Annotated in this window: 11 protein-coding genes; 8 read left to right on the top strand and 3 right to left on the bottom strand. The window is 65.6% G+C overall.

Annotation, left to right across the window (positions count from 1 at the left end; genetic code table 11):
• Nucleotides 1-110 precede the first annotated feature (110 nt).
• Nucleotides 111-971 (bottom strand): DUF3097 domain-containing protein, encoded by an 861-nt coding sequence (locus CXQ90_RS08555; RefSeq protein ID WP_104138448.1) that lies wholly within the window; start codon nt 969-971, stop codon nt 111-113.
• Between the two features lie 214 nt (nt 972-1,185).
• Between CXQ90_RS08555 and hrcA the strand changes: the two genes are divergently transcribed.
• The 3 genes from hrcA to CXQ90_RS08570 are packed head-to-tail and all read left to right on the top strand — an operon-like array spanning nt 1,186 to nt 4,161.
• Entirely contained in the window at nt 1,186-2,199 is a 1,014-nt protein-coding gene (hrcA, locus tag CXQ90_RS08560) for a heat-inducible transcriptional repressor HrcA (RefSeq protein WP_104138449.1), read from the top strand.
• A gap of 58 nt (nt 2,200-2,257) precedes the next feature.
• A complete protein-coding gene (gene dnaJ, locus CXQ90_RS08565; protein WP_104138451.1) occupies nt 2,258-3,385 on the top strand; it encodes a molecular chaperone DnaJ in 1,128 nt (375 codons plus the stop codon).
• 2 nt (nt 3,386-3,387) lie between these two features.
• Nucleotides 3,388-4,161, top strand: a complete 774-nt coding sequence (locus CXQ90_RS08570) for a 16S rRNA (uracil(1498)-N(3))-methyltransferase (protein ID WP_104138452.1) — start codon at nt 3,388-3,390, stop codon at nt 4,159-4,161.
• Nucleotides 4,162-4,233: 72 nt separating this feature from the next.
• Here the strand turns inward: CXQ90_RS08570 and CXQ90_RS08575 are convergent, their stop codons facing one another.
• Nucleotides 4,234-5,148 carry a GerMN domain-containing protein gene (locus CXQ90_RS08575; protein WP_104138454.1) on the bottom strand — a complete coding sequence of 305 codons (915 nt, stop codon included), beginning with the start codon at nt 5,146-5,148 and terminating at the stop codon, nt 4,234-4,236.
• Nucleotides 5,149-5,526: 378 nt separating this feature from the next.
• On the opposite strand from CXQ90_RS08575, the gene CXQ90_RS08580 reads away from it, so the two are divergent.
• The 5 genes from CXQ90_RS08580 to CXQ90_RS08600 all read left to right on the top strand — a co-directional run bounded on the left by CXQ90_RS08580 (nt 5,527) and on the right by CXQ90_RS08600 (nt 11,060).
• Nucleotides 5,527-6,615: a PhoH family protein gene (locus tag CXQ90_RS08580; protein WP_104138455.1), complete on the top strand. Its 1,089-nt coding sequence runs from the start codon at nt 5,527-5,529 to the stop codon at nt 6,613-6,615.
• Complete coding sequence (gene ybeY, locus CXQ90_RS08585; protein ID WP_104138457.1) at nt 6,612-7,085, top strand: rRNA maturation RNase YbeY; 474 nt, start codon at nt 6,612-6,614, stop codon at nt 7,083-7,085. Before CXQ90_RS08580 ends, ybeY begins: the two co-directional genes overlap by 4 nt.
• Nucleotides 7,082-8,425: a hemolysin family protein gene (locus tag CXQ90_RS08590; RefSeq protein WP_104138458.1), complete on the top strand. Its 1,344-nt coding sequence runs from the start codon at nt 7,082-7,084 to the stop codon at nt 8,423-8,425. The genes ybeY and CXQ90_RS08590 overlap by 4 nt, the downstream gene beginning before the upstream one ends.
• A complete protein-coding gene (era, locus tag CXQ90_RS08595; RefSeq protein ID WP_104138460.1) occupies nt 8,409-9,368 on the top strand; it encodes a GTPase Era in 960 nt (319 codons plus the stop codon). The genes CXQ90_RS08590 and era overlap by 17 nt, the downstream gene beginning before the upstream one ends.
• Before the next feature lie 234 nt (nt 9,369-9,602).
• Entirely contained in the window at nt 9,603-11,060 is a 1,458-nt protein-coding gene (locus CXQ90_RS08600) for an LCP family protein (protein ID WP_258064428.1), read from the top strand.
• Between the two features lie 58 nt (nt 11,061-11,118).
• Here the strand turns inward: CXQ90_RS08600 and CXQ90_RS08605 are convergent, their stop codons facing one another.
• Complete coding sequence (locus CXQ90_RS08605) at nt 11,119-13,071, bottom strand: M13-type metalloendopeptidase (protein WP_104138662.1); 1,953 nt, start codon at nt 13,069-13,071, stop codon at nt 11,119-11,121.
• Nucleotides 13,072-13,271 lie beyond the last annotated feature (200 nt).

A 13,271-nucleotide genomic window follows, 5' to 3' on the forward strand; every position in this document is an offset into this window, starting at 1 on the left:
CGTTTTGCACCCATGGCACACCACGAGTGCCGCGCGTTCGGCACAGTGCCCGTGCCCGCCTACGGCCATGTTTCCCTTGCCTGCCTACGGCAAAGTTCCCCTTGCCCCGCCTATGGCACAGTGAGGAAGTCGATGACCTCTTCCACCCTGCCCAGCAGGGCGGGCTCGAGGTCGGCATACGTGCGCACCGCGCCGAGCAGTTTCTGCCAGCCGAGGCCGATGTCTTCCTTCGTGGAGTGGGGCCAGCCGAACGCTGCGAGGATGCCCGTTTTCCAGTCCGTTCCGCGGGGCACTACCGGCCACTGCGCGATGCCGAGCACGGAGGGCCTGATGGCCTGCCAGACGTCGACATACGGGTGGCCCACAATCAGCACGTTTCCGGCGGCGCCGGGAGACGCCATGACGGCCGCGGCGATCCTGGATTCCTTGGAGTCCGGAACCAGGTGGTCAACCAGCACGCCCAGCCTCCTGCCCGGTCCCGGGCGGAAAGCGGCGACGGCGCCGGCGAGGTCGTCAATCCCGTGAAGAGGCTCGACGACGATGCCCTCCACCCGGAGGTCGTCACCCCAGACCTTTTCCACGAGTTCGGCGTCGTGCTTGCCCTCGACCCAGATCCGGCTCGCCTTGGCCACCTGGGCCCGCTGGCCCTCCACCCTGACGGAACCTGACGCGGTCCGCGCCGGCGTCGCGGATCCCGGAGGTTTGCCGGCAGGGGCAGGGGCAGGCGGCATCAGCCGGATCGGCTGGCCCTCAAGAAGGAAGCCGAAACCAAGCCGGAATGTCCGCGACTTCCCGCGCCGGTCCTCAAGCGCTACGACGTGCATCCCGCCGGATTTCTCCACGCGCGTCACCGCGCCCACCCAGCCTGACTGGACATCCTCCAGCACCATCCCGCGCTCGGCAGGCACTTCCGGCAGTTCGTTCTTTGCGGGCGCTGCGATGTCCTGCGGGCCCCAGGTCTGGTACTGCATTCGTTCACACCGCTTTGCACTAGGAAGATGCCGCCCGGGCAGCCTATCTGCTGCAGGGCCGGGTGGTGCCCGGAGTTTCGCCCGGAGCGGTACCAATGCTAACAACGCGCCGACTCATATTAGACTTGTTAGCACTTGGGCATGTCGAGTGCTAACAAATGGGTTGCCGGGCGCCCGTCCTGACTATCCAGTAACGGTCGATCGGAGGTGGACTATGAGCGAACCGCGCAAGCTCGAAGTGCTGCGCGCCATTGTCGAGGACTACGTCCATTCCCGGGAACCCGTCGGATCGAAGGCCCTGGTTGAACGCCACCATTTGGGCGTTTCCAGCGCCACGATCCGCAACGACATGGCTGCGCTGGAGGATGAGGGGCTCATCATGGCTCCGCATACCAGTGCCGGAAGGATCCCCACCGACAAGGGCTACCGGCTCTTCGTCGACCAGATTTCGGCCGTCAAGCCGCTGTCTCAGGCGGAGCGCCGAGCTATCCAGTCCCTGCTGGAAGGATCCGAGGATCTTGACGACGTCCTGGACCGGACGGCAAGGCTCCTGTCCCAGCTGACCAACCAGGTCGCCGTCGTACAGTACCCGCACCTGAGCCGCGCCGTAGTGCGCCACATCGAATTCGTGCTGCTGGCCCCCCGCAAGGTCCTCATAGTCCTGATCGCGGACAGCGGCAAGGTTGAGCAGCGGGTCATCGACGTCGGCCAGGAACTGGGGGACGACGCCCTGTCCGACCTTCGTGCGCGGTTCCTCGCGGGCGTCGGCGGGACGCCCCTGATCATGCTCCCGCAGCACCTCGCCGCAGTGCTGGCCGGCTGCGGACCCGCCCAGCGCCCGGCCGCCCTCGCCCTCAGCAGGGCGCTTGAAGCCCTCGCCCACAGCAGCCGGGAGGACCGGATGGTGATGGCGGGCACCGCCAACCTCGCGCGCTCCAACGTGGACTTCCCGCTCAGCATCGGCCCCGTCCTGGAAGCACTCGAAGAGCAAGTCGTCATGCTGCGGCTCCTCAGTGACATGGCGCAGGATCCCCGCGGCGTGGCCGTCAGCATTGGCCGGGAGAATCCCTACGACGGACTCGCTGAGGCTTCGGTGGTGGCCACGGGCTACGGCCCCGATGCCAGCGCCAAGGTCGGCATCCTGGGCCCCACCCGGATGGACTACCCCACAACCATGGCCGCCGTCCGCGCGGTGGCCCGCTACCTTTCGAGGATCCTGGGCCCGTGATGCCACGGCTCGGCGGTCCCCGCACCCCAAGCAGTACAACGAGGAAGAGATACGAACTTTGAGCAGCCACTACGACGTTCTTGGAGTCTCCCCGGAAGCCACCGGAGAAGAGATCAAAAAGGCCTACCGCAAGCTGGCCCGCACTCTGCACCCGGACGTTAACCCCGGAGAGGATGCCTCGGACCGCTTCAAGGCCGTCACGCATGCCTACGAAGTGCTGTCCGATCCGCAGAAGCGCCGGGTCTACGACACCACGGGCAACGAGAACGGCACGGACAACGGCTTCGGCGGCGGCGGCTACGCCGGGCAGGGCTTCGCGTTCCAGGACATCTTTGACACCTTCTTCGGCGCCGGGGGCACCTCGGGTCCGGCGTCGCGGGTCCGCAGGGGACAGGACGCCCTCATCAGCGTCCGGATCGAGCTGCGCGACGCCGTGTTCGGCGTCAACAAGAAGATCGAGGTGGACACCGCGGTTATCTGCCCCACCTGCGACGGTTCATGCTGCCGCGAAGGCAGCCACCCCGAACGCTGCGACATCTGCGGCGGCAGCGGCCAGGTCCAGCGCGCCGTGCGGTCCATCCTCGGACAGGTGATGACCGCTGCGCCGTGCGGTTCCTGCGAAGGCTTCGGAACGGTCATCAAGGATCCCTGCAACGAGTGCAACGGCCAGGGCCGGATCCGCAGCCGCAGGTCCCTGACCATCAAGGTTCCCGCCGGCGTGGCCACCGGCACCCGGATCCAGCTCTCCGGGCAGGGCGAAGCCGGCCCTGCCGGCGGCCCCTCGGGCGACCTGTACGTCGAGATCCGGGTCAACAACGACGCCACCTACGTCCGCGACGGCGACGACCTCCATGCCACCCTGAACATCCCCATGACGGCCGCGGCCCTGGGCACCGAACTCAGCCTGGACACCTTCGACGGGAAACAGGAGATCGACGTCAAGGCGGGCACCCAGTCCGGCGAGATCATTACCCTCCGCGGCCTGGGCGTCACGCACCTGCGGGGCTACGGCCGAGGCGACCTCAAGGTACACCTGCAGGTTGAGACGCCGTCGAAGCTCGATCCGGCGCAGGAAGACCTCATGCGGCAGCTCGCGAAGCTTCGCGGCGAACAGTTCTCCGAAGGCAAGCTCGCAGCCAGCGGAGGCGTCTTTGCCAAGCTGCGGGACCGCCTCGGTAACCTGTAGCGGTGAGCAACCCCGTATTCTTCACCACGGCCGGAGCGCTGGACGAGGCAGTGCCCGGTGCCCATTTCACGTTGGACGGGGCCGAGGCGCGGCATGCCGTCACCGTCAAGCGGCTGTCGGTGGGGGAGAACGTTGATATTGCCGACGGCGCCGGCAAGAGGCTCACCGGGACGGTGTCCAGCGTGGCGCCGTCGGCCCTGACGGTCGAGTGCGCCTCGGTCACTGTTGAAGATCGGCCAGACGTGCGTCTGGTGCTCGTGCAGGCACTCGCAAAGGGTGACCGTGACGAACTGGCGATCGAGACGTCAACCGAACTCGGCATAGATGCGGTGGTGCCCTGGCAGGCCGAACGCTCCATCGTCAGGTGGAAGGGTGACCGCGCGGCGAAGGCCCACGGCAAATGGCAGTCCGCCGTGACGGCCGCGGCGAAGCAGGCGCGCCGTGCCTGGATCCCGGAGGTGCGCTCCGCCGTCGAAACCCAAGGCCTTGTCGCCGCGGTGTCCGCCGCGGACCTTGCCGTGATACTCCATGAGGATGCCGTCAGGCCGTTCCGCCGGATTCTGGAGGGGTGGCGTGACGCCGGCCAGCCGTTGGACGGCGGACCGAGGGAGATTCTCCTGATCGTCGGACCCGAGGGCGGCATCAGCTCCCGGGAGGTCACCAAGCTGTGCGGGGCGGGAGCGGTGACGGCCCTGCTCGGGCCGCACGTGCTGCGGTCCTCCACCGCCGGGCCGGCCGCCGTCGTCGTCGCAAGTGACGTGCTGGGCCGCTGGTAGCTGCCGCGCTGCTGCCGGCGTACCGACAGTTGGGGTACCGAAGACCGGGCCTCGTGACAGCTAGCTGTACAGCTAGCGGACGGTGAAGCCCCGGGAGTCCACGTTCAATTCGTCGTCGGCCCGGGCGGGATCGATCTGGGAAACCCGGATCTCGTAGCTGCCCGGTCCCAGGTTGACAGCCATGTTGAAGACTCCGGAGGCCCCAGGTTCGGCGGCCGCGGTGGTTTCGCCGGCCAGGTAGCGTTCCTTGTCGCCGCTGTCGGAGACCTTGAGGATCTGCCAGTGCAGCTTGCCGCCCGGAACGGTGCTGCGGCCGGTGATTTTCACCCGGCCGTCAGCGACCTCCACACCCTGCTGGGGATCGATGATCCACACTGGCGCCACCATCCCGGCGCTGCGTGACGTGGGCGAGCCGAGCTTGACGTGCTTAAAAGCCACGTAGTCGGTGTGCCCGTCCACCAGGATCACCACTTCAATCTGCTGCCCGGCGTCGATTAGGCCGGAACTCGCGCCCGCCGCCGTCGCCGTGTACACCAGCTGCTGGATGGCCCGCTGGGCCATGTCGGCGTCGAGATTGCTGTTGAACGCATCGGCGGACACGTCAACCGTGATGACGTTAGTGCCCGAAATCGACGTCGCGAGGTTCTTGGGGTTCTGCCACGGCGTGAAGTAGTCCGGATCGAGGGGTGTCTCCGACATCATGGCGCGCAGTGCCCTGGTGATCGGGTTCTCCTCGTCTGGAACGTCGCGGAACTCCCGGTACAGGAACACGTTGCTGTTGCTCCGGCCGATCCAGTAGACCGGTGCCTTATTGGAGGACTGCATGGTCTCCAGCGGGGCGCTGGTGGTGGGGACACCGTCCACTCCCGCGGCGCGCTGGGACGTGGAGGGAACATTCGAAGACGTGACGGCGGGGTCCTGATCGGCGATGCAGCCGGACAGCAGCAAACCGGCAGGGAACAGCCCAAGCAGCACCGCGGAGCGCATCCGCAAAGCTACCTTCCGGCTGGACGTTCCTGGCTGCCTGATATCTGTGGTCCCTTCGTGTCAGCGGCATGCTGCCTGCTGGATGTGTCTGCGGCGGTGGCTGCGGGCAGGTCGAACCTATGCCCTGTGGCTTCATTTCCAGCATTACACACGGCTCCGGAGCGGTGGGCACCTTTGCCCGCTGGCAGGCGAACTGCAACGGGAACGATATGAGGCCGATACAAAGTTGATACCTAATTGCGGGAACCGGTCACGGAATCCGCCGCCTCAGTGACCTCAAAGGGACGGTGAGTGCGGGCGGGCGCTGGCGTAAGATGGAAGAACTCTGAAGAGTAATTTTTCAAACTGGAGGGAACAAGAGGCCTGCGGGCCGGCACCATGACTGAATCAGCAAACGGAAAGCGCCGCCTCAACACCGGAGACCGCACTACAGGTGAATTCCCGCATACTCTCCCCGGTGTCCGGACGGAGGTGGTCATCTTCGACAACTCTGATCAGATGGTCCAGTCCCTCGGAAGCCATGACGAAGCCCTGCGCTTCATCGAGGACCAGTTCCCGGCGGTCAGCTTCCATGTCCGCGGCAATGAACTCTCCATCAGCGGTCCCGCGGCCGATGTACCGCGGATCATGCGCCTGCTGACCGAGGTGCAGGGCCTGGTGGCACGGGGCACGGTGATCACACCCGCCGTCCTCCAGCAGCTCGTCCTGCTGCTCCGCAGCCAGTCGCTGCAGAATCCGGTTGACGTGCTGACCCACGACATTCTGTCCAGCCGCGGCAAGACCATCCGCCCCAAGACGCTGAACCAGAAAAACTACGTGGACGCCATTGATGCCAACACGGTGATTTTCGGCATCGGCCCGGCCGGCACGGGCAAGACCTATCTGGCGATGGCGAAGGCCGTGCAGGCCCTGCAGCAGAAGGAAGTCAGCCGGATCATCCTCACGCGCCCGGCCGTTGAAGCCGGCGAGCGGCTCGGGTTCCTGCCCGGCACGCTCAGCGACAAGATCGACCCCTATCTCCGGCCGCTGTACGACGCGCTGCACGACATGATCGACCCCGAATCCATTCCGCGGCTCATGGCGGCGGGGACCATTGAGGTGGCGCCCCTGGCGTACATGAGGGGCCGGACGCTCAATGACGCCTTCATCATCCTGGACGAGGCCCAGAACACCACTCCGGAACAGATGAAGATGTTCCTGACCCGGCTGGGCTTCGGATCAAAGATGGTCGTGACCGGCGACGTCACCCAGGTGGACCTGCCGTTCGGGACCCGCTCCGGGCTCCGCATCGTGGAGGAGATCCTCCAGGGCATCGACGACGTCAATTTTTCCTTCCTGGACTCCGCGGACGTGGTGCGCCACCGGCTGGTCGGCGACATCGTCAACGCATACAGCATCTGGGACGAAGTACAGCGGAACCGGGTCAAGCATTCCGTGCCCCGGGAGAGGCGCGGAGAGCACGCATGAGCATTGAAGTAAACAACGAATCGGGCGTCCACATAGACGAAGCCGAGCTGGTGGCGCTGTCCCGGTTCATCTTCGAACAGCTGTACATTCATCCCCAGGCCGAGCTGTCCATTCTGCTGGTGGACGAACCCGCCATGGAAAAGCTGCACGTGGAACTCATGGACGAGCCCGGCGCCACCGACGTACTCTCCGTCCCGATGGATGAGCTGACGCCGGGAACCCCGGACAAGCCCACCCCGCAGGGGATGCTCGGCGACATTGCAATCTGTCCCCAGGTTGCCGAGGTCCAAGCCCGCAACGCCGGGCACTCCACGCAGGACGAGATGCTGCTGCTGACGACGCACGGCATCCTGCACCTGCTCGGCTACGACCATGACGAACCCGAAGAAAAGGCAGAAATGTTCGGCCTGCAGCGTGAGCTGCTCACGGCGTTCACCGGCAAAGAAGCTCCGGCCGAGACCACCCAGTGACATCCTTTCTCCTCGTCTGCATGGCGCTGGTGTTCCTTGGTGCCGCCGCGCTGCTGACGGCCGCCGAAGCCGCGTTCAGCTTCCTGCCGCGGCACGATGCGGAACAGGCGCTCCTGAAGACCCGCGGCACGGCGCTCCGCAGGATCCTGGACCAGCCCATGACGCACATGCGGGCGCTCCGCTTCTGGCGCATCTGGTTTGAGACCGCGTCCGCAGTGGCCGTGGCCGTCCTCCTCTACAGCCTCCTAAGCAATGTCTGGCTTGCCGGCCTCGCGGCTACGGGGATCATGGCGGTCCTTGGCTTCGTGATCGTTGGCGTGTCACCCCGGCAGCTGGGCCGTTCACACTCGGCGGCAGTGGTCCTGTTTTCAGCTCCGCTCATCAGGTTCCTGGCCAGGGCGCTGGGGCCCATACCGGCCTGGCTCGTCAGACTGGGCAGCTCCGTGGCCCCCGGTTCGCCGGGCGGCGATGACGCGTTCTTCAGCGAAGAGGAGTTCCGCGAGTTCGTGGACCGGGCCACCGAATCGGACATGATCGAGGACAACGAAGCCGAGCTCATCCAGTCCGTCTTTGACTTCGGTGACACACTGGTCCGGGCGGTCATGGTTCCGCGGACCGACATCCTGACCATCGACGCCGGCTCAAGCCTGCACCGTGCGATGTCCTTGTTCCTCCGCTCCGGCTACTCAAGGATGCCCGTCATCGGGGAGAACACGGACCAGATCCTCGGGATTATCTACCTTAAGGACGTTGCCGCAGTCCTTCACGACCTGAATCCTGAGGAAGAGCCGCCTGTGGTGGACGCCCTCGCCCGCGAGGTGCGGTACGTGCCGGACTCCAAGCCCGTGAGCGACCTCCTGCGGGAGCTGCAAAAGGAATCCACGCACGTGGCGATCGTCATCGACGAGTATGGCGGCACCGCCGGGCTCGTCACCCTGGAGGACCTCATCGAGGAGATCGTCGGCGAAATCGTGGACGAGTATGACACCGAGAGTGCCGAAGCAACCGAACTCGACGACGGCACGTACCGGGTGAGCGCCCGGATGAGCATCGACGACCTCGGGGAGCTTTTCGACATCGAGCTCGACGACGACGAAGTGGACACCGTCGGCGGCCTGCTGGCCAAGGCGCTCGGCCGCGTGCCCATCGTCGGCAGCACCGTGCAAGTAGATGGTGTATTGCTGCGGGCCGAGCGGCTTGAAGGCCGCCGAAACCGCCTCAGCCACATCATTGCGGCGGCCGTTCCCAATGGCGCCATTCCGAACAATACTGACCTTGAAGACCTTCTCGACGAGGCCGAATCAATGCAACAGGGAGTTCCACGTGAGCAAGCAGAATAAGGCCGACGGCGGCGAACCCTTCGGCGGGTACCACGCCGGATTCTCCGTCCTGGTGGGCCGGCCCAACGCCGGAAAGTCGACGCTGACCAACGCCCTGGTGGGCAAAAAAGTCGCCATTACCTCCGCGAAACCGCAGACCACGCGGCACACCATCCGGGGGATCGTGCACCGCGAGGACGCCCAGCTCATCCTGGTTGATACGCCGGGACTGCACCGGCCGCGCACACTGCTGGGCAAGCGGCTCAACGACCTCGTCGCCGACACGCTGGCCGAAGTAGACGCCATTGGCTTCTGCCTCCCGGCCAACGAGAAGATCGGCCCTGGCGATAAATTCATTGCCGCCCAGCTCGCAGCCGTGGGGCGGAAGCCGATCATTGCGCTTGTCACCAAGGCCGACCTCGTGGACCGCCAGGCGCTGACCGAACAGCTGCTGGCCGTCGCCGCGCTGGGGCGGGAAGTGCTGGGCGAGGAAGGCTGGAAGGACATCGTTCCCGTCTCAGCGACCGACGGGTTCCAGGTGGGCACGGTGGCAGACGTACTGATCAGCCACATGCCGCCGTCGCCACCGCTCTACCCCGACGGTGAGCTGACCGATGAGCCGGAAGCCGTCATGGTGGCGGAACTCATCCGTGAGGCCGCGCTGGAGGGCGTGCGGGACGAGCTGCCCCACTCCCTGGCGGTCGTCGTCGACGAGATCGTTCCCCGGGAGGGGCGGGCCGAAGACAATCAACTCCTCGATGTCCGGGTGAACCTCTACGTGGAGCGTCCCTCCCAGAAGGCGATCATCATCGGCAAGGGCGGAAGCAGGCTGCGCGACGTCGGAACGAATGCACGCAAAGGCATCGAGGCCCTGCTGGGAACGCGCATCTATCTCGACCTCCACGTGAAGGTTGCCAAGGACTGGCAGCGCGATCCCAAGCAACTGGTCAAGCTCGGGTTCTGACCCTTGCGTGCCTGTGGCCGGGCCCCGGCGCGCCGTCAAACAGCCGCATTTTCGGTAAATTCCCAGATAGGGCGCCTAAAATAGGCCGGATCCCATTTTTAAGGAAAGGTACAGCCTGTGGTGCGACGCCGCGACAACCGCGCAGAAGGGCCGGGTAATACCCGGTCCGAGCCAGCTGCCCGGCATGCCGAAGATGCCCGCGTGGGCGCTGCCCGTCACTTGAACGTGCGCGACATGCCGCTATGGCTGAAGGTGACCACCGCCGTCGTCTCCGTGGCCCTTCTGGGCGGGCTTGCCTTCGCCGGGTACTGGTACTTCCGGCTGCAGTCGAACATCTCCACGGCCGCACTCGGCGCCGGAAACGGCCGCACGGACAACATTGACGATGCCACCGGCCGGATGCAGATCCTCATCCTCGGCTCCGACACCCGCGACGGCAAGAACGCCACCTACGGCAACGCCGACGATTCGACGGGCTACGGCAATTCCGACGTGATGATGCTCATGGACATCTCCGAGGACAACAAGCGCGTCAACGTCATCAGCTTCCCCCGTGACCTGCTGGTAAACATTCCCAAGTGCACCGACCAAAAGACGGGCAAGGAATACCCCGCGCGCACCGGCGTCATGATCAACGAAGCGATGAACGAGGCGGGCATCGGCTGCGCCGTGGACACGGTCAACAAGCTGACAGGGCTGGAGGTGGACCACTTCATGATGGCCGACTTCAACGCCGTGAAGGAACTCTCCAACACGGTGGGCGGCGTCGAGGTCTGCATCAGCGACGCCGTCTACGATCCCGACTCGCGGCTCCGCCTGCCCAAGGGCACGTCGCAGGTGAAGGGTGAGCAGGCCCTGGCCTTCCTGCGCACGCGCCACGCGTTCGCCGACGGCGGCGACCTCGGCCGCATCAAAGCCCAGCAGGGGTTCCTGTCCTCCCTTACCCGGAAGATCAAAGACGACGGAACCCTGTCGGATCCGGCCAAGATGCTCAACATTGCCGATGTGGTGACCCAGAACCTCACGGTCGATGAAGGGCTGGCGTCCGTTCCGTCGATGATCACCATCGGAAACCGGCTCAAGACGATCGACGTCGGGAAAGTGGCCTTTGTCGCCGTCCCCACGACCCCTGCTGCCAGCGATCCGAACCGGCTGGATCCCGCCCAGCCTGCCGCGTCCCAGTTGTTTGCTGCCCTGAAGAAGGACATCGACCTCACCGACCCTGAAGGGAAGGCAACGCCTTCTCCTTCTGCCACGCCCTCGGCCAGCGCGAAGCCGTCTGCAACGCCAAAGCCCACCAAGCCCGCCGCCCCGTATGACAAGTCGCTTCAGCCGGTCACCGTCGCGAACGGGACCGGTGTCCCCACGAGGACGCAGGAGATCGCGGAGGCGGTGATCGCCGGCGGATTCACCCAGGTGGTGCCGCTAGAAGCCGACCCCGCTGCAAAGACCTTCGTCTACTACGGTGCCGAATTCGCCGACGTGGCGGCGGACGTCGCCGCTCTGCTGGGCATCCCGGCCGGCCAGATCGCGCCGTCACCCGGAATCTCAGGCGTGCAGGTGTACCTCGGTGCCGACTTTACGTCCGGAACCAAATTCGGCAAGACCACCGTGCCGAAGGACATCGTGAACCAGACCGCCGGGGACACCGTGTGCCAGCAGGCCAACCCCGAGCTGATCGTGGAGCAGTAGCCAGACCAACGCAAAAATGCCGGGCCAACCTGAGGGTTGGCCCGGCATTTTGCTGCTGTCACCAGATGCTGACGCGTTCCTCCGGCGCCATCCACATTCCGTCCTGCTCCACGACGCCGAAGGCGGCGTGGAAGGAATCCAGGTTCTTGGCGATGGCGTTGGTGCGGAACTCATTGGGGGAGTGGGGGTCCGTGGCGAGCCGCCGGATGGCCTCCTCCGTACGGATGACCTGGCGCCAGCCCGCGGCCCAGGACGCGAAAAACCGCTGTTCGCCGGTCAGGCCGTCGAGGACCGGCGGCTCCTCCCCGTTGAGGCTCAGCCGGTAAGCCTTGTGGGCGATGGTGAGCCCGCCGAGGTCGCCGATGTTTTCACCGAGGGTGAGTTTTCCGTTGACGTTGTGCCCAGGGGCCGCATACGGAGAAAGGACCTCAAACTGGGCCACGAGCCTGGTGGTCAGAGCCTCGAAGGCCTTGCGGTCGTCCTCGGTCCACCAGTTGCGGAGCTCACCGGTGCCGTCGAACTGCGAGCCCTGGTCATCGAAGCCGTGCCCGATCTCGTGGCCGATGACTGCTCCGATTCCGCCGTAGTTGACGGCGTCGTCCGCGTCCGCGGTGAAGAACGGCGGCTGGAGGATGGCTGCCGGGAAGACGATCTCATTGAGCATCGGGTGGTAATACGCGTTGACCGTCTGCGGCGTCATCAGCCATTTGTTGTGGTCAACGGGCTTGCCCACCTCGTCAAGGTGGCGGTCGACGTCGGCGTTGTGGGCCCGTTCGATGTTCCCCAGCAGGTCCGCGGGGTCGATCACCACTGCCGAGTAGTCGATCCACTCGTCGGGGAAACCGATCTTTGCCCGGAACGCCCCCAGTTTCCGGAGCGCCTCGGCCTTCGTGTCCTCGCCCATCCACTCAAGGCCGGTGATGCTCTCCCGGTACGCCTCGATCAGGTTCCCGACGAGGGTCTGCATGCGGGCCTTGTGGCCCTCCGGGAAGTGCCGGGCCACATAGATCTGGCCGACGGCCTCGCCGAGGGCCGCTTCGACGACGGCGACTCCGCGCTTCCAGCGGTCCTTGTTCCGCGGCGTGCCGCTGATCGTGGTGCCGTAGAACGCGAAGTTGGCGTCAACGAAAGCAGAGGACAGGTACGGGGCGGCCGAATTGATGACCCGCAGCGCCAGCCATTCCTGCCAGACAGGCAGGGATTCCGAGACCAGCAGGGCAGCGGCGCCGGCGAAGAAGTCCGGGGTGCTGACCACGATCTCCTGCCGCTTGTCCGCCTCGATGTCGGCCGCCTCGAACCAGGTGTCCAGCAACGGAAAGAGTTCGCTGGCCTCGTCGGCGGACTTCAGGTTGTAGGTCTTCTGCGGATCCCGGAGCGTGACGTTGTCCCAGTGGTGCGATGCCAGGGCCGTTTCCAAGGCCACCACGCGGGCGGCGGCACCTTCCGGGTCCGGAACGCCGGCCATGCCGAACATGGTGCCGACGTACCCGCGGTAGGACTGCACCAGTGGCGCGAACTTTTCTTCGCGGTAATACGATTCGTCCGGGAGCCCCAGCCCGCCCTGGCCGGTGTAGAGCAGGACGCGTTCCGGGTTGCCGGCGTCCGGGGCAGGGTAAATGTAGAACAGGCCGGAAACGTCTGCGCGGAACAGCCTGCCGGCCAGCGCCAGCAGCTCGCCCACCGTGGCCGTGGCAAAGACCTCGGCCAACCGCCCGCGAATCGGGTCCATTCCCTTAGCTTCGACGGCGGCCTCGTCCATGAAGCTGTTGTAGAGATCGCCGATCTTGCGCTCAATCCCGCTGGCCTCGGCACCCTTGCCGGCCGCTTCCTCGATGATTTCCCTGACCGCCAGCTCCGCGCCGTCTCGAAGGGCGGTGAAGGTTCCTTCCAGCGGGCGGTCGTCCGGGATCGTGGTGCTCTTGAGCCAGGCCCCGTTCACATGCTGGTACAGGTCATCCTGCGGCCTGACGCCGTGGTCGATGTTTGACAGGGCGATCCCCGAATTTGGCACTGAGGCTCCTTCGATGACGGGCTGCTGCCGGCGCTGGCACCGGTGCAGCGTCTGCATGGTGGACGTTGCTGGAGGTGTTGCTCCTTCATCTTACGCACCCGTGTTACTGTGAAATGGTGCGCGCAGAACTGCTCCTTCTTAGCTGCCGCGGCGAGGCCTCAGACGCGATCTAGCGCAAGGCCCACCCTCGCTGCGGAGTT

Origin of the sequence: Arthrobacter sp. ZGTC131, assembly GCF_002929275.1 — a bacterium.
GTDB lineage: Bacteria > Actinomycetota > Actinomycetes > Actinomycetales > Micrococcaceae > Arthrobacter.

Excerpts from the sequence above, each read along its gene's own strand:
- CXQ90_RS08555 (WP_104138448.1), bottom strand. The coding sequence starts at position 971 with ATGCAGTACCAGACCTGGGGCCCGCAGGACATCGCAGCGCCCGCAAAG.
- hrcA (WP_104138449.1), top strand. The coding sequence starts at position 1,186 with ATGAGCGAACCGCGCAAGCTCGAAGTGCTGCGCGCCATTGTCGAGGAC.
- CXQ90_RS08575 (WP_104138454.1), bottom strand. The coding sequence starts at position 5,148 with ATGCGCTCCGCGGTGCTGCTTGGGCTGTTCCCTGCCGGTTTGCTGCTG.
- CXQ90_RS08580 (WP_104138455.1), top strand. The coding sequence starts at position 5,527 with ATGACTGAATCAGCAAACGGAAAGCGCCGCCTCAACACCGGAGACCGC.
- ybeY (WP_104138457.1), top strand. The coding sequence starts at position 6,612 with ATGAGCATTGAAGTAAACAACGAATCGGGCGTCCACATAGACGAAGCC.
- CXQ90_RS08600 (WP_258064428.1), top strand. The coding sequence starts at position 9,603 with ATGCCGCTATGGCTGAAGGTGACCACCGCCGTCGTCTCCGTGGCCCTT.